The organism is Microbulbifer regidiadema (SeqCode) (genome assembly GCF_052467605.1).
On sequence record NZ_CP174316.1, the window covers coordinates 3,341,422 to 3,360,652 of the forward strand.

General features: G+C 49.3%; 16 protein-coding genes. 11 read left to right on the plus strand and 5 right to left on the minus strand.

Annotated elements, in window-relative coordinates:
* Window position 1: 1 nt before the first annotated feature.
* Both ACJJIF_RS15255 and ACJJIF_RS15260 read left to right on the plus strand, forming a co-directional pair.
* Window positions 2-574: a cytochrome c oxidase assembly protein gene (locus ACJJIF_RS15255; RefSeq protein ID WP_444929185.1), complete on the plus strand. Its 573-nt coding sequence runs from the start codon at window positions 2-4 to the stop codon at window positions 572-574.
* 5 nt (window positions 575-579) lie between these two features.
* Window positions 580-1,470, plus strand: coding sequence for a cytochrome c oxidase subunit 3 (locus ACJJIF_RS15260; RefSeq protein WP_444929186.1), 891 nt, complete (start codon window positions 580-582; stop codon window positions 1,468-1,470).
* Between the two features lie 56 nt (window positions 1,471-1,526).
* On the opposite strand, the gene ACJJIF_RS15265 is transcribed toward ACJJIF_RS15260, so the two are convergent.
* Window positions 1,527-1,751, minus strand: coding sequence for a DUF2909 domain-containing protein (locus ACJJIF_RS15265; RefSeq protein WP_444929187.1), 225 nt, complete (start codon window positions 1,749-1,751; stop codon window positions 1,527-1,529).
* A 31-nt stretch (window positions 1,752-1,782) separates the two neighbouring features.
* On the opposite strand from ACJJIF_RS15265, the gene ACJJIF_RS15270 reads away from it, so the two are divergent.
* From ACJJIF_RS15270 to ACJJIF_RS15300, 7 genes are all read left to right on the plus strand, one after another.
* The gene (locus ACJJIF_RS15270) at window positions 1,783-2,559 is read left to right on the plus strand and encodes an SURF1 family protein (protein ID WP_444929188.1); all 777 of its coding nucleotides are present in this window, start codon (window positions 1,783-1,785) and stop codon (window positions 2,557-2,559) included.
* The gene (locus tag ACJJIF_RS15275; protein ID WP_444929189.1) at window positions 2,546-3,181 is read left to right on the plus strand and encodes a redox-active disulfide-containing membrane protein; all 636 of its coding nucleotides are present in this window, start codon (window positions 2,546-2,548) and stop codon (window positions 3,179-3,181) included. Before ACJJIF_RS15270 ends, ACJJIF_RS15275 begins: the two co-directional genes overlap by 14 nt.
* Before the next feature lie 25 nt (window positions 3,182-3,206).
* A complete protein-coding gene (locus tag ACJJIF_RS15280) occupies window positions 3,207-4,298 on the plus strand; it encodes a COX15/CtaA family protein (RefSeq protein ID WP_444929190.1) in 1,092 nt (363 codons plus the stop codon).
* 37 nt (window positions 4,299-4,335) lie between these two features.
* Window positions 4,336-5,229 carry a heme o synthase gene (gene cyoE / locus ACJJIF_RS15285; protein ID WP_444929191.1) on the plus strand — a complete coding sequence of 298 codons (894 nt, stop codon included), beginning with the start codon at window positions 4,336-4,338 and terminating at the stop codon, window positions 5,227-5,229.
* A gap of 7 nt (window positions 5,230-5,236) precedes the next feature.
* Window positions 5,237-5,923 carry an SCO family protein gene (locus tag ACJJIF_RS15290; protein ID WP_444929192.1) on the plus strand — a complete coding sequence of 229 codons (687 nt, stop codon included), beginning with the start codon at window positions 5,237-5,239 and terminating at the stop codon, window positions 5,921-5,923.
* A 54-nt stretch (window positions 5,924-5,977) separates the two neighbouring features.
* Window positions 5,978-6,769, plus strand: coding sequence for a CPBP family intramembrane glutamic endopeptidase (locus tag ACJJIF_RS15295; RefSeq protein WP_444929193.1), 792 nt, complete (start codon window positions 5,978-5,980; stop codon window positions 6,767-6,769).
* A 475-nt stretch (window positions 6,770-7,244) separates the two neighbouring features.
* Window positions 7,245-8,441 (plus strand): dipeptidase, encoded by a 1,197-nt coding sequence (locus tag ACJJIF_RS15300; RefSeq protein WP_444929194.1) that lies wholly within the window; start codon window positions 7,245-7,247, stop codon window positions 8,439-8,441.
* A 152-nt stretch (window positions 8,442-8,593) separates the two neighbouring features.
* Here ACJJIF_RS15300 and ACJJIF_RS15305 read toward each other — a convergent pair whose 3' ends face one another.
* The 3 genes from ACJJIF_RS15305 to znuC form a co-directional block, all read right to left on the minus strand.
* Complete coding sequence (locus ACJJIF_RS15305; RefSeq protein WP_444929195.1) at window positions 8,594-11,206, minus strand: TonB-dependent receptor; 2,613 nt, start codon at window positions 11,204-11,206, stop codon at window positions 8,594-8,596.
* A 229-nt stretch (window positions 11,207-11,435) separates the two neighbouring features.
* Window positions 11,436-12,236, minus strand: coding sequence for an iron chelate uptake ABC transporter family permease subunit (locus ACJJIF_RS15310; protein WP_444929196.1), 801 nt, complete (start codon window positions 12,234-12,236; stop codon window positions 11,436-11,438).
* Window positions 12,237-13,028 carry a zinc ABC transporter ATP-binding protein ZnuC gene (znuC, locus tag ACJJIF_RS15315; protein ID WP_444932364.1) on the minus strand — a complete coding sequence of 264 codons (792 nt, stop codon included), beginning with the start codon at window positions 13,026-13,028 and terminating at the stop codon, window positions 12,237-12,239.
* Window positions 13,029-13,215: 187 nt separating this feature from the next.
* On the opposite strand from znuC, the gene ACJJIF_RS15320 reads away from it, so the two are divergent.
* Window positions 13,216-14,037, plus strand: a complete 822-nt coding sequence (locus tag ACJJIF_RS15320; RefSeq protein ID WP_444929197.1) for a metal ABC transporter substrate-binding protein — start codon at window positions 13,216-13,218, stop codon at window positions 14,035-14,037.
* Between the two features lie 47 nt (window positions 14,038-14,084).
* Here ACJJIF_RS15320 and ACJJIF_RS15325 read toward each other — a convergent pair whose 3' ends face one another.
* The gene (locus ACJJIF_RS15325) at window positions 14,085-14,384 is read right to left on the minus strand and encodes a hypothetical protein (RefSeq protein WP_444929198.1); all 300 of its coding nucleotides are present in this window, start codon (window positions 14,382-14,384) and stop codon (window positions 14,085-14,087) included.
* A 300-nt stretch (window positions 14,385-14,684) separates the two neighbouring features.
* Here ACJJIF_RS15325 and polA point away from each other — a divergent pair, with 300 nt between their 5' ends.
* Entirely contained in the window at window positions 14,685-17,423 is a 2,739-nt protein-coding gene (gene polA, locus ACJJIF_RS15330; RefSeq protein ID WP_444929199.1) for a DNA polymerase I, read from the plus strand.
* The last annotated feature ends 1,808 nt before the right edge of the window (window positions 17,424-19,231 follow it).

Genomic DNA, 19,231 nt, shown 5'->3' on the forward strand with positions numbered 1-19,231 from the left:
TATGAATATTGGAGCGAATGCGAAGGTTTCTATCAAACTGCTGACCGTTGCTGTGAGTATGCTGGTATTTGCTATTTTTATTATGCCGCCTATTTACGATGCCTTTTGTGAAATCACAGGGCTCAATGGTAAAACCGGTGGTCGCTATGAAGCAGTCCCGGCAGTTATCGATAGAAATCGACTGGTCACCGTACAGTTTGTAGCCAGTAATAATGAAAATATGCCCTGGAAATTTCGCCCGAGTGTAATGTCTTTAAAGGTTCATCCTGGAGAGGTTAAGGACACAGTATTTATTGCGGAAAATCATACGGCAAGAGACATGGTTGGGCAGGCAATACCCAGCATGGTTCCGTTTAAAGCAGCGGGGTATTTTCATAAAACAGAGTGCTTTTGCTTCAATCAGCAGGAATTAAAAGCGGGAGAGAGTGCCGAGTTACCACTACGATTTATTGTGGACCCGGATCTCCCCGCGAGTGTAAACACGGTAACCCTTTCCTATACCTTATTTGATGTAACGGAAAGGTTTGCCGATAAAAATGATAAGAATGGTATCGACCCCGAGCGAGAGGGATAAAACCTATGGCGAGTGAAAGCAGTTATTACGTGCCGGAACAATCTAGGCTGCCAATATTTGCGACAATCGGCCTGTTCCTTATAGCTTTCGGTGCAGCTAATTGGATCAATGGTGGAAGTTCATATATTTTCTTTATCGGCGCTTTGGCGATGGCCGCTGTACTGTGGCTATGGTTTGCAGCCGTTATCAAAGAAAATATGGCCGGACTTAACAGTGATCAATTGAAACGATCGTATGTATGGGGAATGGGCTGGTTTATATTTTCTGAAGTAATGTTTTTTGCTGTGTTCTTTGGCGCACTGTATTACGTTAGGAATTTTACAGTCCCCTGGCTAGGTGGTGAAGGTGATCGCGGAATTTCCAACCTGCTTTGGGAGGGTTTTGAAAGTAGTTGGCCTCTATATGTGACTCCAGATGCTGCTGCACATGGAGAAACGGCAAAATTTATGGGGCCAAAAGATGTGATAGACCCATGGCACCTGCCATTGTGGAATACCATCATATTACTTACCTCCAGTATAACTGTGCACTTTGCACACGTTTTTCTGAAAAAAAATCAGAGAAATAACTTTAATATTCTATTGGCTATTACTGTTGCCTTAGGCGGAATGTTTATCTTTCTGCAAGCGAAAGAATATTATGAGGCGTATCAACACTTGGGCTTGACATTAGAGTCCGGAATCTATGGGACCACATTTTTTATGCTGACCGGGTTTCATGGTGCTCATGTAACTCTGGGCACGATAATGTTATTAATTATGTTGCTGAGATCAGTGATAGCTAATCATTTTAGCCCGGATGATCATTTTGGATTCGAAGCGGCGAGTTGGTATTGGCACTTTGTTGATGTGGTTTGGGTTGGTTTATTTATATTTGTTTACGTTTTAGGTGCTTAATAAAAATTAGGCTTTCTATTGACATAAGAGTTGCGTCATTAGAAAGCCTTGATTTACTAATATTTGTTAGCCCAGGGTGCACTTTTTGCCAAGATGCCACTTTCAAAACCGTACCAGATAGCAAGGAGCAAGAGCACTGCAAGTAGTATCCTTATACCCAATGCATAAAGTGTGCGCTTGGACTGGGGAGTTCCCATATCTCTCAGTAGAAAAAAAAGTGCACTTGAAAGACTGGCAAGTACGGAAAGAAATAAGATAAAAATAACAATTTTCAGCCACATTTATTATTTTCCATTATTTATGTAGTTGCGCATGATAGTAGAGATTCCATCAGCTTCTGCGAAAGATGTCAGTTTACCACTGATTCGCAATTGGCCCACCACGATATTCTCTCTGGGAGTATTTTTTCTGTTTATATTCCTGGGCGTTTGGCAGCTGGATAGAGCCGAGCAGAAGTTGCTACTTAAGCAAAAAATAGAGAATAGATTATCACTACAACCTAAAAATATTTCAAATTTTACTTACTTTCAAGAATACACATCGGTAAGCCTAATAGGAGTATATCGGAAAGAGGTGTATTTTCTGGATAATAGAACCCGAAATGGTTTGGTTGGCTACGAAATATTACAAATTTTTTCTACAGAAAAATCTGACTGGCTTGTCAATAGGGGATGGGTTGCTGCCAGTGACGATAGAGAAAAATTACCCGCGCTAAAAATCCCGCTTGGTGCCAGGTCATTACAGGGATACCTATATCCTGTTATTAGTGAGCCTAATGCCAATCCTATTTTAGACCCTAAATTTGACAATAGAATACAGCAGGTTGATATCGGTTTTACTGAAGATATAGGATTAAGTAACAAAGATTGGTCAATACGTTTGTTTGCTGATTCAGATACTGCGTTAGTGACTGAGTGGAATTTTTTTAATAGTGGTCCGGAGAAGCATCATGCATATGCTTTTCAGTGGTTTGCTATGTCAATAGCTGTATGGTTTTTGTGGTTTTACAGTGCAACTAACATTGTGCCCAGATTTCGTCGTAGATTTAGTGGAAGTGTGAAAATGGAGTTTCAAAATGAACGCAAATAATCAATCTGGTTCGCCTAAAAAAAATATAAATAAAATAAAATCAGGGAATAGATTTGTACAGGGGCTCTCTATTTTGGCATCAGTTGTACTTCCTATTACAGCAGCTTATATCGTGTATTATACGGGTATGGGCATGCCGAAAAATACAATTAATCAAGGTGAGTTGTTACAGCCACCATTTGATATCACTGAAATAAAAATAACCTTGCAGGGGCAGCAATTACCGCTAGTAGCACAGGATGAACGCAAGTGGCGTTACCTTATTTTAAGTGATAGTGATTGTGGTAAAGACTGTGAAGATCTTCTGTATATCAGCAGGCAAGTTCATATCCGGCTGGGGGAAAAGGCTCATCGACTTGAGCGCCTGTTGATAGTCGGTGATAGTCTGGGGCGAGAGAGACAAAAGCAGCTACAGACAGAACATCCAAAGTTAAAAATAATCAATTTGGATGATGAAAACTTAAAACAACTGATAGAGAAAACCGAACACGATGGTGTAACTTCTACAAAGGCTTTGCTGGTGGATCAGCAAGGCTTCGCTATGATGGCCTACGACCGGCAGCATAGTGGCAATCAGTTGCTCAAAGATATAAAGAGATTATTGAAGTACTCCTATGAGTAATAAAGTTAGTACAGAGAGAGTTTAAATGATGTCTAAACAAGAGAGTCATAAGAACTGGCGAAGAAAACTTGCTTGGGTTGCCTGTGTACTGGCTATCGTAGTTGTCGTTCTGGGGGCCTTTACCCGGTTAGTGGATGCAGGTTTAGGTTGCCCAGACTGGCCCGGTTGCTATGGGCATCTCACCTGGCCGAACGATACAGAAGAGATTAGCACTGCTAACCTTATTTATCCGGATTCACCAGTTGATGTTAGTAAAACCTGGCCGGAAATGGTGCACCGATATTTTGCTGGAAGCTTACTTCTATTAGTGTTGTCACTGACTTATTTGTCATGGCAACAGCGGCGCTCTCCAACTTTCAAACATACAAATATTCTTTTGTTAATTATTATATTACAAGCTGCCTTTGGCATGTGGACTGTAACCTTAAAACTCTGGCCGCAAATTGTTACTGCCCACCTGCTGGGTGGTATGACAACTTTGTCAATGTTGTGGATTTTATGTGAAAGGTTGGCCGATAAACCCAGACAGTTGGCTGAAAGTTATTTACCAGCCATAAAACGCTTGCGGCCACTCGCCTTAGTTGCAATCGCAGTAGTGATTATACAAATTGCACTCGGTGGTTGGACCAGTTCAAATTATGCCGCATTAGCCTGCCCAGATTTCCCTACCTGTCACAATAAATGGTGGCCAGCGGCAGATTTTGTGGAAGGTTTTAATATCGCTCAGCAAATTGGTCCCAATTATCTGGGGGGCGCACTGGAGAGTGATGCCCGTACGGCTATACATCTCACCCACCGTATTGGCGCTTTGCTTGTAACAGTTATTGTACTTATGCTGGCGATTTTAGCTTGGCGCACGGGATTTAGAGCGTGGTCGCTGTGGCTTACAGGAGCACTGCTCCTGCAAGTAAGTTTGGGAATCGCTAATGTTGTAATGTATCTACCCTTAGGGATAGCGGTGGCACACAATGCCGGTGCCGCTTTTCTATTACTTAGCCTGCTCACCTTTACTTATAGAATATATGCGCTAAAAGCTATAACAGTAGGCCGACAAGATACAGACACTAATGTGCAAGAACGGAATGTAAATCTATCTGGCGTATCGAACTTAAATTAGATAGTAACCTGATATAAATATAAAAATAGGCAAAACTATGGCGATAAATTCTGTGGTAGTAGGTCAAACTCAATGGCGGGACTACTATGAGCTGACTAAGCCGCGAGTAGTTATGTTAATGCTGTTAACCTCTGTGATCGGTATGTTTTTAGCCGTTCCGGGAATGGTTCCGTTGGATATTTTATTGTTGGGTAATCTAGGTATCGCATTTTGTGCCGGTAGTGCAGCAGCAGTAAATCACCTCGTTGATCGCCATATTGATACCAAGATGGCGCGCACAAGTAACCGTCCCATTGCAAAAGGTCGGGTAGAGCCTGCTAAAGCTGTTGGGTTTGCCCTGATACTGGGCGTGACAGGAATGTTGATTTTATTGATTTTTGTCAATGCCTTGACTGCCTGGTTAACGCTGATATCCCTGCTCGGCTACGCTGTGATTTACACCATGTTCCTCAAACGGGCTACACCACAAAATATTGTTATAGGTGGGCTTGCAGGTGCCGCGCCGCCTTTGCTGGGATGGACAGCAGTTACCGGAGAGGTTCACGGGCACGCCTTATTACTGGTACTGATTATTTTTGCCTGGACACCGCCTCATTTTTGGGCGCTTGCCGTTCACAGGAAGGAGGAGTATGCACGGGCAGGTGTGCCCATGTTGCCTGTCACCCATGGCGTTCCCTATACGAATCTCAATATCGTTTTGTACAGCTTTATTTTGTTGGCGGTTAGTCTATTGCCTTTTGCCACGGCAATGTTTGGCTGGTTGTACTTATTGGGTGCTGTGGTCCTGGGACTTGGCTTTATTTATTGGAGCTTTGTTATGCTCCTTGGGAAAAATACCAATGCGGGGATGGAGACTTTTAAATATTCAATCATCTACCTGATGGCCCTATTCGGTATTATGTTATTAGATCACTATTTAATTGAGGTGTGAGGTAACCGTGGAAAATCAATCTGTACACATGGATACGCATTCGGTTATCAGTAAGCAGAAGCGTGGGATAAAAATTACAGTTTTTATTTTATGCTTATTAATTTTCGCGGTGCTTTCTGGCTTTATACACAAGCTCGGCCAACCTCGAATTATTACTGATACAGAGCTTAGAATTAATGGTGCAGTTAAATTGCAGAGACCCAGAATTATAGATGATATTGAACTGTTGTCGGATAATGGTTCTGGGTTTAACACCGCAGATTTTCACGGTAAGTGGACTTTGGTTTTTTTTGGTTTTACTCACTGCCCGGACATCTGCCCGACAACACTCTCTACACTTAATGATTTTTATAAAACCCTGGATTCTGACACCAGAGATTCTACCGATATTATGCTGGTGTCTGTTGATCCAAGTAGGGATAAGCCGGAGCAATTGGGGCAGTATGTGCGTTATTTTAATCCCGAGTTTCGCGGTGTCACCGGTAACTTTTTCGATCTGAAAAAATTTGCGACTCAACTGAATGTGCCTTTTAATAAAGTAACTCTTGCGGAGGGCGGCTATACCATTGACCATGGTTCGCAAGTGGTATTGATTAATCCAAGGGGACATTATCATGCCTTCTTTAAGGCGCCTCTGGACCCGGCAAAAATGAAGCTAACCTACCGCTCAATACGAGCAACCTTTAATGGATAGTGATCAGGCTTAATGAGCATAATAATCAAGTATGTATTTATTTTGGAATAATTTATGCAAAATGAAGCTGCCGACTTGAGAAAAAATAGTGCTAAGGCTCCCTCTGGTATGGTCAGCCCTTGGGCGGCCCCTATCTTACTGTCCTTTTGTATTATCCCTTTTGGTTGGAGTGGATTGATAGCGCCAGTAATTTGGATTTTCCTGCGAGCAATAGAATTCAGCAGTGGTTGGCCAAGGGCACTATCGTTTCTTATTGTGGCCCTGTTGATGCTTGTATCGGGGCTCAATTTACTACCGGGTAGTGAACCTATTCAAGTTCTGCCGCCATACTCTGATTCTAGTGGTAATTTGATCTATGCGAGTATAAATAGCGGTAAAGCTGTTATTGCTATTGCCTTATTGGCTTTTATGCTGCGCATGAAGCCAACTTTCCGTTTTACGGATCTCCCTTACCTTAGCCTGGCAATTTTAGCTCCTATTGCATGTGGATTATTGCTGTATGCGCCTTCGTTAAAATTGTCTGGCACTATAGCTATCGCTGCAATAATTAATCTTTTAATAGTATGCATTAGTGAAGAAGGTTTCTTTCGCTGGGTATTGCAGCGTGGTATGGAAGAGTTTTTAGGGCGTTGGCGCTGGCTATCTGTACCAGTAATAGCTACAGTTTTTGTACTGCTACACGGTGGCTGGTCAACAGATATATCTGCAATCTTATTGTTGATGCTAGCCTCAATCGGTTATGCACTACTCTGGACATTGCGACAAAATTTTTGGATATGTGTTATGGCACACTGGGGTGTCAATCTATTGCATATGCTTTTATTGCCTTATCCTTTACCAGGATAAAATCCACATCAATAGATACAGGGAGCCTCTGAATAACTCCGTAATGCCTCTGCGGGTCTTGAAGGCTACAGAGGTTAGACGCACTCGCCGCGAATGGCCATAGCCCTTTGCAAGGGCGGTAACGCAGCAGCTGTGGCCTTCAAGGCCCGCCCTTCGGGGCTTGCAGAGCGATTCACACTCCGCGTTGCGACTTCTTGAAAGGTCTAGACATTCCTGCGAAGCCGCGCCTTGATTGTGAACCGCTCTGCATGCCAGAGATATCACGGAGTTATTCAGAGGCTCCACAGGTCGCCTTTTGTACAAGATTTTATTGAATCCTTAAGATTCAGCCATTTTATGGTTAAAAGAAAGACAAAACTCTAATCTTTGTAGTATGAAAAATTAAAGTAATGTATTTAAGCAGAGCAACTTGAGTTGAGCTTTTTCAATATTAAATATTTATCATTTGTGTGGTACACATAAGGAGATAATCACATTGAAATGTTATTTTTTGCTTGGGACATTATGTGCCTTAACTTGTGGCTCTGTTTTTGCCAGTGAAGCGGGAGACTTAGCACAGCAGCTTGCGCAAGAATATTTGATTGTTGATGGACATGTGGATGTTCCCTATCGCCTCATGCAGGGGGAGGAAGATGTTGGACTTAGTACGGAGAAAGGGGATTTCGATTTTCCCAGAGCTCAAAAGGGGGGACTAAATGCTCCTTTTATGTCTATCTATGTTCCAGCGGCCAAGGAAGATGAAGGTGTTGCCAAGTCTTATGCCGATTCACTCATTGCTAAAGTGGAGGCAATGGTTGCAAAGCATCCAGATAAGTTTGCCATCCCCAAATCATTAGATGATTTACAAAAGCAGGTGGATGCCGGTTTGATTTCGCTACCTCTGGGCATAGAAAATGGCGCACCTATCGAAGGCGATCTGGATAATTTAAAATACTTTTCCGATAGAGGGGTAAAGTATATTACTTTAGCCCACTCAAAGAGCAATCATATCTCTGATTCCTCCTACGATAAAAACAGGCCCTGGGAAGGGTTGAGTGCTTTTGGCAAGCGCCTGGTAAGAGAGATGAATCGAAGGGGAGTAATGATTGATATCTCCCATGTGTCTGATGCGGCTTTCTGGCAGGTGATTGATTTATCCGCAGTGCCTGTTATCGCTTCACATTCTTCCGCCAGGCATTTTACCCCGGGCTTTGAGCGCAATATGAACGATGAAATGATAAAGGCACTGGCCGCTAACGGTGGGATTATTATGGTGAATTTTGGCTCTACCTTTATCAGTGGAGAGTCGCTAAATTCATACCGCAAAATCAGTGAGCAGGCGGATAGTTTTGCTAAGAAAAAAGGTTTATCCAAGAACAGCCAGAAACTGAAAGAATACACGGATAAACTTTCCCGTGAACAGTTCATCTATGCAAGTTTAGACAATGTCCTCGATCATTTCGACCATATTCGTGCTTTAGTCGGCGTTGAGCATATAGGTATCGGCTCGGATTTTGATGGTGTTGGCGATAGCCTGCCTATCGGTTTGAAAGATGTTTCCCAATACCCCAATTTGGTTGAGGGGTTACTAAAGCGCGGATACAGCAAACAGGATATTGAAAAAATTCTGGGGGGGAATTTACTCCGGGTTTGGCAAGCCAATGAAGAGTATGCCAAGCGCAGTAGAGGCTAACTCTTTTTCTTCTAACTGGACTGCCGCTACCTTCTTACCATTTACTATTAATGTCGAAGATAAATAGCGCGAAGTTAACATCAATACGGTGATGGCGAATGAAAAAGGGGAGGCCTAGGCCTCCCCTTTTCAATTTGGCGATGCCCTACTACTTAGAAGCTGTAAGTCATTTTGCCGTAGATAAAGCGGCCACGGGGATCGTGTTGTGACTCTACATAGCCGTAGAGATCTGAATCGCCATCACCGATTGCGAAGGGGGGCTCTTCATCAAAGACATTGTCTGCGCCGAGGCTCAGCACCATATTCTCGAAGCCGGTATAGCGGGCTTGCATATTTACGGTTAGGAAGGAGTCCACAGTGCGGGAGCTGTTGCTGTCGTAGTCGAGCGTCCCATCGAAATCGATATCTGGGGTATCCTCAAATTCGCCAATATAACTGAGCCCAGCGCTGAATCCGATGGCATCAAAGGTCCAGTCAGCGGTAGCGTTCCAGCGGTGTTGCGGATACTCGTACTCGCCGGCCAGATCGCGGGTGATAAATGCATCGCCGCTGGAATTGAGCTCAACACGCTCAAATTCGGCCAGGTAAGAGTAGTCTAAACGTATACCGAATTCGCCATTGGCTAATTCGAACCCACTGTAGACAATACTCAGGTCAACACCAGACACTTCTTGTTCGCCGATATTGGTGAAGCTGCTGTCGATAGATTGCAGAGCGCCAAGGGCCTCGCCGTTAATCGGGGTATCGCGGCGGCACACAGTGCTGTCCTGATCCCAGCAATAGAGGCTATAGATATAGCCGAAGGGGACCTCGTCAATCTTGCCTTCCTGGGTGATATTCCAATAATCCAGGGACAGTTGCAGGTCTTCTATAGGCTCGTAAACAGCACCGATGTTAAAGGACTCGGACTCTTCCGCATCTAGATCCGGGTTGCCGGAGAAGATAATGGTGTAGTCGGTGCTGGCACAGTAGGCATCGTTAACCTCACAGCCGTAGGTATCCGCAAAGAACAGGGATTCCTGTGATGGACCCAAGCCAACCTGTGCCAGTGACGGCGCGCGGAAGCCGGTGCCCCAGGAGGCGCGCAGGGACAGCTGATCGGTTGCAGTCCACAGCAGGTTCGCCATGGGATTGGTGGTGCTGCCAAAGTCGCTGTAATCGTCGTAACGGGCCGCCAAGGTCAGATCGAACCTAGCGGGTAGGGGAATAGCAACTTCGACATACGCTGAGGAGATATCCCGGCTGGCACTGGCGGATACGGACTCTGTACCAAAGATCAAACCGCGCTGGAACTGGTCATCGGGAATATCGGAGGCCTTCTCCTCGCGATATTCCAGGCCTGCGGCCATGGCAATGGTGCCATTGGCGGTATCGACTACATCTCCATTGATCGAGAAATTATAGCTGGTCAGGTCAGACTTACCCTGGCGGACCAGACTGGTGGTGATGGCATCAATCACCGAGTCCGGGTTCTGAACCCCGCCAAAGGGGTTGTAGTTACCGGCATTAATCTGCTCTTGCAGCAGGTCCGTACGCACCCAGCCCTGGGAGCGATCACCGCTCTGGGTGGTTTCACTGCGGGAGCGCTGCACAGAAGCCTCCCAGTCCCAGTCGGCGATAGAGCCGCGCAGGCCGAATACACCGCGCAAGTTATCGGTTTCAATGTCCCACTGGCGTGCGCCCGCATCAACGGTGCGATAGCGATAGATATCTACATCTTCGCCAAAGGGGTTATTGGGATGGTCTGCCAGCACATAGAGGCCCGCGTCGCTATCCAGGGGGGTAGGGGCGCCCTGGGCAACAGATGTGTTGTGCTGAACGGCGATCTCACTGAAGAACTCCACGCTCTCGGCTAGCTGGGTATGGCCCAGCATTAACAGGCCGGTGCGCTCAGCTTCTGGTGTGATCAGGGTCCAGGGACCGTAGTCATAGACACAGACCTCACCGGTATCGCGCTCTTCGGGACAGCTGGGGTCGGAAACAAAGGCACCACCCACATTGAAGCTACCGGGATAGCCCCTGGAGGAGCGGAAGTCCATACCGCCACGGCTGGACTGGTCGGCGGTATCCAAACCACTGCGCTCGGTGCTGGATAGGCGGCTATTTTTGTGGTGGTCAAAGATAACCGTTAAGTTTGAGTCATCCCCATTGATACCCCAGACCGCAGAAACGGACTGTTCGTCATAGCCATCGGCACCACCGTAATCGACAGAGATCTCTGTGCCTTCAAAGTCTTTGCGCAGCACCAGGTTAACCACTCCGGCAACTGCGTCAGAGCCGTAAATGGCGGAAGCGCCATCTTTCAGGACCTCGACCCGCTCAATCGCTGCCAGGGGTACACTGTTAATGTCCACAAAGTTGGTAGTAATGCTCTCGGCAAAAGCACTGATGGCTACCCGGCGCCCATTGACCAATACCAAAGTGGCATCGGCGCCCATTCCGCGCAGGCTCACAGCGGCGGCCCCATTCGCCGTGGAGTCCTGGTTGTTGCCTCGGGTTGAGAAGGTACCGTTACCGGCGGCAGGGCTTTTCTCGAACAGTTGTTGCAGATTGGTATAGCCGGACTTTTCGATGGCATCGCGATCCATAACCTGGATCGGTGTCGCTGTTTCGAATTCAGCGTTGCGGCTAATACGGGAGCCTACAACGGCAACTTCTTCGATCGCCTGTTCCTCGGCGGCAAAAAGTGTTTGCGGGCTAGTAGTTGCGGTTGCGGCCACGATGGCTGTGGCTAATACCTTGCGATGGAGGGAGAGTTTTTCCATATCGTTGTGCGTCCGTTTTATTGTCGTTACCCATGACTGGCCTCGTGCGGCTGGTCGTCGGGCAACACTAGCAACGACGGAAAATGGACACAATTGGCTGGTGGCTAAGCATTAGCTTATTGCAACAAACCGTGACAAGCATCTCACTAATAGGTCTATTCGAGCGACATTTTGCAATAAATGTGGAGGTTAGATAGATATTTAGGACAGATATAACCTGTTAGTACCTTTAGTCAGTTCGCAGTTGTGAGGTGAGAAAAAACAGTGCTGCGGCCAGAACAATGGATGGTCCGGCCGGCGTATTCCACAGGATAGAAGCAAGGAGGCCGAGCACGACGGCGAGACAGCCCAGCAGTGAGGCCAGCACAGCCATGCGCTCCGGTGTGCGCGACAGCTTGCGTGCGGTGGCTGCGGGAATAATTAGCAGGGCGGTAATCAGCAGAACCCCAACGACTTTCATCGCAATGGCGATCAGTATTGCCAGCATCAACATCAGCGCAATTCGCAACCGCTCGACAGGGAGCCCCTCTACCGAAGCCAACTCCTCGTGCAGAGTGAACGCCAGTAGCTGCTCCCACAGGAAGTAGAGCACCCCCAGGATTGCGGCGGCGGCAATGGCCATCAGCACCAGGTCTTGGCCACCGACGGCCAATAGGTCTCCGAGCAATAGGGATAGGAGATCCACCTTAATTTTGAAGAAGCTGACAGTGACAATTCCCAGTGCCAGCATCGAGTGGGACAAAATTCCGAGCAAGGTATCCACCGCCAACTTTTGGCGTTTCTGTAAGTACATCAGCAACAGTGCCAGTGCACAGCAGGTAATACCGACAGCCACCGTGGACATTATTTGTAGAACAAAGCCCAGTGTCACACCGAGAAGGGCTGAGTGGGCCAGGGTATCGCCAAAATAGGCCATGCGTCGCCACACAGCAAAGCACCCCAAGGGGCCGCTGACAATGGCGACCATTAGGCCGGCGGCGAGGGCGTACCAGAGAAATTGGCTGTACAGTAATTCGCCGAAATCGACCACTTATTCTTGCTCTTTGTTTTTTGGGGTTGAGTGAGGGGGCTGATGGTTGCAGTCGCCTGCGGGGGCAATATCACCGCTCAATTTGTGTTGGTGGTTGTGTTGATGGGTATAGGGGGCCACCTTGTCGCCAAATAATTCCAGATAGGCCGGGTGGCGGCTCACTTGCTCGGGGTGTCCGTGACAGCAGATATGCTGGTTTAAGCACAGGACCCGGTCGGTTGCAGCCATCACCAAGTGCAGGTCGTGGGAAACCAGCAACACGCCGCAGCCGAGTTCGTCGCGCAGAGTCGCAATCAGTTGATACAGCTCACTCTGACCGCCGACATCCACTCCCTGAGTGGGTTCATCCAGAACCAGGAGCTGGGGCTTGCGCGATGCCGCACGGGCGAGCAGAACCCGCTGGGTTTCCCCGCCGGATAGGTTTGCCAGGGAGGTGCCAATCAGCTGCCCGGCCCCCACTCTCTCCAGCGCCGACTGCACTTGTTCGGGCCGCATGGCCGGTTGGCCCAACTGCAAGAAGCGCTCGACGGACATGGGCATTGAGCTGTCGATATGGAGCCGCTGGGGCATATAGCCGATACGCAAACCGGGCTGTCGCCATATGCGGCCCTGACTGGGCTGGCTGAGCCCCAATAGAAGTCGCAGCAAGGTCGTTTTGCCGGCGCCATTGGGGCCGATTAGGGTGACAATCTCCCCCATGGACAATTCGACTGTAATATCTTTAAGTAACTGCCTGCCGCCCACCTGAAGGGCGATATTGTCAGCTGTGATAAGCGGCTGGGGTGGATTCAGAATTCAATCTCCGCAGGGAACTCTTTTATATGTATGTTTCCATACTTCATCGGCTGAATATGGACAGCCAGGCTGGCGGCTTGGCGCTGGTTGTGATTATATCGCAATTTTTTGCCGCCTAATGTTGCCGATGTACCCCTTCAAACGTCTTTTTACACTCTCCAGCGTACTTTTATTCGGGTTCTGCTTGGCGGCCTGTAGCAAACCGGAATCCGCTAATCGCGATGAGCTGGTGGTCAGTGTGCGCCCTTTGGCCCTGATCGCCCGGGAAATTACCGCTGGGGATATACCGGTGCGTGTACTTATTGAGGGCGCCGACCCTCACCACTACGCCCCGACAGTCGCCGACCGGGCTGCGCTTGAGCGGGCTCTATTACTGGTGTGGCTGGGCCCGCAAATGGAGGGCGTATTAGCTAAGCAGGCGTCACTGCTACCCGCTGACCAGCGGATACAGTTGCTGGATATTACCGCGCTTGAGTTTGGAGGCGCCAGTGCCAGCGACCCCCACCTCTGGTTGCGCCCCAGCAATGCGGCAATTGCAGCAGCACAGATCGCGGAGCGCCTGGCGCAGTTGCGCCCGCAGCAGGCGGAGCTGTTTATGGCCCGTGCGCGGGCATTTGCCAGCGCAATGAGCGACTTGCAGACAGTTTTAGATCGGGCGCTGTTAGGGTATCGGGAAACTCCTATCGTTGTTACGCACGACGCCTACGGCCACTTTTTTGGTTCCGCAGGGGTGAAAACTCATGCCCTGGGTGACGGCAGTGGCGGCGGGCACGGGGCCCAGGCGATGCTGAAGCTATCAGGTATCGGTGACGGTTGCCTGTTTGGAGATATGCCCGCCAATGACCGCGACCGGCAATTGGCTGAAAACCTGGGATTGCGCTATGCCGCTTTGGACCTCTTAGGGGATCAACTGGGCGAAGGGGCGGATTACAGAGGCCTGATTGAATCCCTGCTGAGCCAGGCCCGCAGCTGTTTGAGCCTGGTGCCCAATGGCAACAAGGGCTGAGCCGCAACTATTAATCCCGCCGCCTGAAGAGGCGGCGGGGTAGCGTATCAGGACCGCTGGATTATCCGCCGTAGCTTTTCTGCCCGAGCGGCCTCCCTTTCCGCCTGCCGTTGCAGTTTTTCCAGTTGTCGCAGCCGCCTCTCCAGCAGGTCATTTTCACTTTCCCGTATCGCTTGTCTGAGCCGTTGCTCGTGGTCTTGCACTGCCGGCGGCTGGGAGCGCGCTTTATCGTCAGTCTGGGTTACAAAGGTGCGCTGGATATCGCAGCCAGAGCCGGCACTTACCGCAAGGGTGAATATCATTGCGGTAAACAGGGGAGTAGGTATCAATCCTCCCATCTTTAGCATTTCTCCTCCAATATCGGCGAGTGGCAATAAAAGCCCCTGGCTGCCAGTGGGCGGCCGCCGGGTAATCGCGAGCCCCTAAGATCGCTCTCGGCAAGACTAGCCAAGCCCGGGGATTGGGTGGGGGGGATGCGCCGATAGTGTTTAGCGGTGGGGTGGGGCGAGTGGGCTTTTGTGCAGGCGGGTACTGGGCCGCCTGCGGGGGAATAAGCCAGTGAGCGGAAAAACAATGCGAAGGACGTTATCCTATCGGCCTGCCGCGCGTCCCGAACGCCAAACTAAGCAAGCAAGAATTCATCGTCTATGAGCAAACAAAACACCTCAGCCGCCCCGTTGATACTGGTGGATGGTTCCTCCTATCTCTATCGCGCCTTTCACGCCTTGCCGCCCTTGACCACCAGTCAGGGTAAGCCCACCGGTGCGGTGCGCGGTGTGATCAGTATGCTGCGCCGCCACCTCAAGGAGCACCCGGGCAGCCCTGTAGTGGTTGTTTTTGATGCCAAAGGTAAGACTTTTCGCGATGAGATGTTTGCCGAGTACAAATCCCACCGCCCCCCTATGCCGGACGACCTGCGCGAGCAGATTCAGCCTATTCACGACATTATTGATGCGATGGGATTGCCGCGTCTGGTGGTCGATGGTGTCGAAGCCGACGATGTGATCGGCACCCTGGCACTGGAGGCCCAGAGTCAGGGGCAGCAGGTCATAATTTCCACCGGCGATAAAGATATGGCGCAGCTGGTGCGCCCGGGCGTTACCCTGGTCAACACCATGTCCAATACTGAAATGGACAGCGAGGGCGTAACTAAGAAATTTGGCATCGGCCCTGAACTGATTATCGATTTTCTCGCCCTGATGGGCGATAAATCCGACAATATCCCCGGAGTTCCCGGTGTGGGCGAGAAAACCGCGCTGGCGCTGTTGCAGAACCTGGGAGGCTTGGAAACGATTTATGCCGACCTGGATGCCATTGCACCGCTGGGATTCCGCGGCTCAAAAACTCTCGGCAAGAAAATGGTGGAGCACCGCGAGGCGGCGGAACTCTCCTATAAGCTCGCCACGATCAAAACCGATGTGGAGATGCCGTATCATCCCCAGGAACTGCACAATTCAGAGCCCAATACCGAGGCGTTGGTTGAGTTATTCTCGCAGAATGAGTTTCGCGGTTGGCTGGAAGAGCTGACTAGCGAAGAGGTGGAAGAAGCCGTGGCGGAAGCGGTTGAGCGCGACTACGCCATAATCACTGAAATGGCGGAATTTGATGCCTGGCTGGAGCAACTGAAGGACTCAGATATTTTCGCCTTCGATACTGAAACCACCAGTCTCAACTATATGCAGGCAAAACTGGTGGGGGTGTCTTTTGCCGTGGAACCCTATCGCGCCGCCTATGTCCCCCTGGCCCATGACTATATGGGGGCTCCTGAACAGCTGCCCTTTGATGAAGTTCTGGCCAAACTCAAACCTCTGCTGGAAGACCCTCAGCAGCAAAAGGTCGGTCAGAACCTGAAGTACGACAGCCATATCCTGGCCAACTACGGTATTGAGTTGCGCGGCATTGCCCGGGATACCATGCTGGAATCCTATGTCCTCGACAGCACCGGCAGCCGTCACGATATGGACAGCCTCGCACTCAAGTATCTGGGGGAGCACACAGTTCACTTCGAGGATATCGCCGGTAAAGGCGCCAAACAGCTGACCTTTAACCAGATCGAACTGGACAAAGCGGGCCCCTATGCCGCTGAAGATGCAGATATTACTTTGCGCCTCCACAACGAGTTGAATACACGCTTGGAGCGAGAGGCAACTCTGCTAGAGGTACTCGATGCGATAGAGATGCCGCTGCTACCGGTTCTCGCGCGTATGGAGCGCAACGGCGCCTATATTGATGCCAAGATGTTGGCAGCCCAGAGTGCCGAGCTTGAGCAGCGCATGCGCGCACTGGAACAACAGGCCTACGAGGTCGCCGGTGAAGAGTTCAACCTGGGCTCTACCAAGCAGTTGGGCGCGATCCTGTTTGAAAAGCTGCAAATTCCGGTGATCAAGAAGACTCCCAAAGGCGCCCCCTCGACCGCCGAGGCTGTATTGCAGGAGCTGGCCCACAACCACGAGCTGCCGGCACTGATTATGCAGTATCGCGGTTTGGCCAAACTGAAGAATACCTACACCGATAAGCTGCCCAAGATGATCGATCCGGGCAGCGGTCGTGTACACACCTCCTACCACCAGGCGGTGGCCGCTACCGGTCGCCTGTCGTCCAGTGACCCAAACTTGCAGAATATTCCGATCCGTACGGAAGAGGGGCGCCGTATTCGCCGGGCTTTCACTGTTGACCCCAGAATTGACGGTGGCAGCGAGATTATCGCGGCGGACTACTCCCAAATTGAGCTGCGAATTATGGCGCACTTATCAGGGGATAAAGGGCTGGTGGACGCCTTTGCCCAGGGGGCCGATATTCACCGCGCGACGGCGGCAGAGGTCTTCGAAGTGACCCAGGATGAAGTGACTGATGAGCAGCGCCGGCGGGCCAAGGCGATTAACTTTGGCTTGATTTACGGTATGTCGGCGTTCGGCCTGGCCAAGCAGTTGGATATCCCGCGCGCCGATGCTCAAACCTATATCGATCGCTACTTTGAACGCTACCCGGGCGTGTTGCGCTATATGGAAGACACCCGCGCACAGGCGGCAGAGAAGGGTTACGTGGAAACTCTGTTTGGACGCCGCCTCTACCTGCCGGAAATCAATTCACGCAACGGTATGCAGCGCCAGGCAGCGGAGCGCACGGCTATTAATGCCCCTATGCAGGGTACTGCTGCCGATATTATCAAACGCGCCATGATCGCCGTGGATAACTGGCTGCGGGAACAGAAGCTGGCGACCCGGATGATTATGCAGGTGCACGATGAGCTGGTGTTGGAAGTTCCCAAGGATAAGGTCGATATTGTGGCCAATGGCATTGTCGAGCTGATGCAGGGCGCAGCGGAGCTTCAGGTTCCCCTGATTGTGGACCTGGGCCGGGGCCGAGACTGGGATCAGGCCCACTAATCTGGCGGCAAAATTTATCCAACAAGTGGGGGCCGAGTGCGTTGACGGAATCAGTTGGCGTGCTCTTATTGGTACAGATGAATAAAGTGCCAACTTATGTGTTTTATTAGACGTTTTTGCAATCTTTTTGAAAATCCGTGGAACTGTTCCAGCGACAGATCCTCTAAAAAGGCAAGATCGTTGGAATGCGTCATCATCCCCCAAGGAAGTCAGATGTTTGCCCCGGTACTCCCCCAAGTCCGGGGCATTTTTTTGTCTGCTATAACCCCAAACCTCGAGTTCCCCTCTATCAATAAGTGAGCGTCCATAGTTTTTAGCAACCTATGGGGGCTGGGTGAGCGAGAATTGCCAGCGGGAAGTTATACACAGCATAAGCAGCGGACTTTAGGGGGGACTAGCCGCTATTGCAGATACGGTTCTGTAGGTATTCGCAGTATCTAATGGTTTTGTCTCGGTATGGGGTGGCGGTGGCGGGCTTGGCGTTGCGGTTATACTAGCAGCCTTTCCCGATATATTAGAGTGCTACTCTGTAGCAAGCTTCATATCGGCGGCCAGCTGTTGTTGTAGAGAGGAGTGCATAAAAGTTATTGGAGATATAGCCAGGAGCGGCATACACAGAGCTGGGTAGATTGGCTGTATCGCTACAGCCAATTCCAAAGACTTTACTTATCGTTCGCAAGTCTTATTTGGGCGGTTCTGGTATAACAACTTCAGGACCTGCTTTGATATCGGTTTCTACTTGCATGATATACTTCCTTTTAATCGAATTATTGCACTCTAGCTTGACTGTACCGCTACAGCCAATTCCAAGGACTTTACTTATAGTTCGAAAGTCTTATTTGGGCGGGTCTATAACAGCTTCAGGACCTGCTTTGACATCGGTTTCTACTTGCACGATATACTTCCTTTTAATTGCATTATCACTTCGTGGAATTTGACGATATCGAAGTTCAGAAGCTAACACAATATTCTCCTGGATTTTATTTTCTAGTTATCCGTACCAGAACGAGAGTTGGAGGACTGAATTTCACCCAGTGGGGGCTCTTTACTCTTTTTACTCTTTATCTTTGTACCTTTGCTTACAAATCTCTCAAGACTATTGGTTTTAAAGGGGGAGTAGGACGGTATATCGCGGCGCCTCGACAGTTTCCCGAGCAAATAGGTTTCCTCGCGCTGTATCCCAAGTTAGAGGTGCGCTCGATAGCAGCAGGAATAGTGATGTCTTGTAAGCAGGTAAATTAGTAAGGACCAGGAAGGTAGCCCCTATCTTTGGGCTAGTATCGCTGGATTATTTCTGCGATTAGCCAAGTAAGAAACTGCCAAGCAAACAGGTGGTTATCATACATAAAATCGGCAGCACACATCTAGAAGAACGGATAAAACGCCAAAACCCGTATTTTGTTTACACTTATTTACCAAAGACCTGGGAACCATTGATGGGCAGGGCTTATCCAAGAAATCAGTTCATTGTTACTCCTTAACCCCAAAGCGTTTAGCTTTTTCCACCCCGGATGTCCCCAACTCCGGGGTTTTTTTATGTCTCTCAAATTTCTCCTTCATAATTAAATTATTTCGATTTTGTTGGTGATAAAGCACTTTTGAGTGTGCGGTTTGGAACTCACTTCCGGAATAACGACTTTCTGGAAGATAAGATGTATTCCTTCCACTGCCATCCAGATACGTTTGGGAAGCTGAAAAAGCGAGCCTACTATTCGGATAGGTAGAGGAGTTTTGGATTGTAAGGAACCCTCAGGTACGCCCGTCCCCCTGGGTGTGCCTGACAAGTGCCCCACCCCAAGGGCACTGTC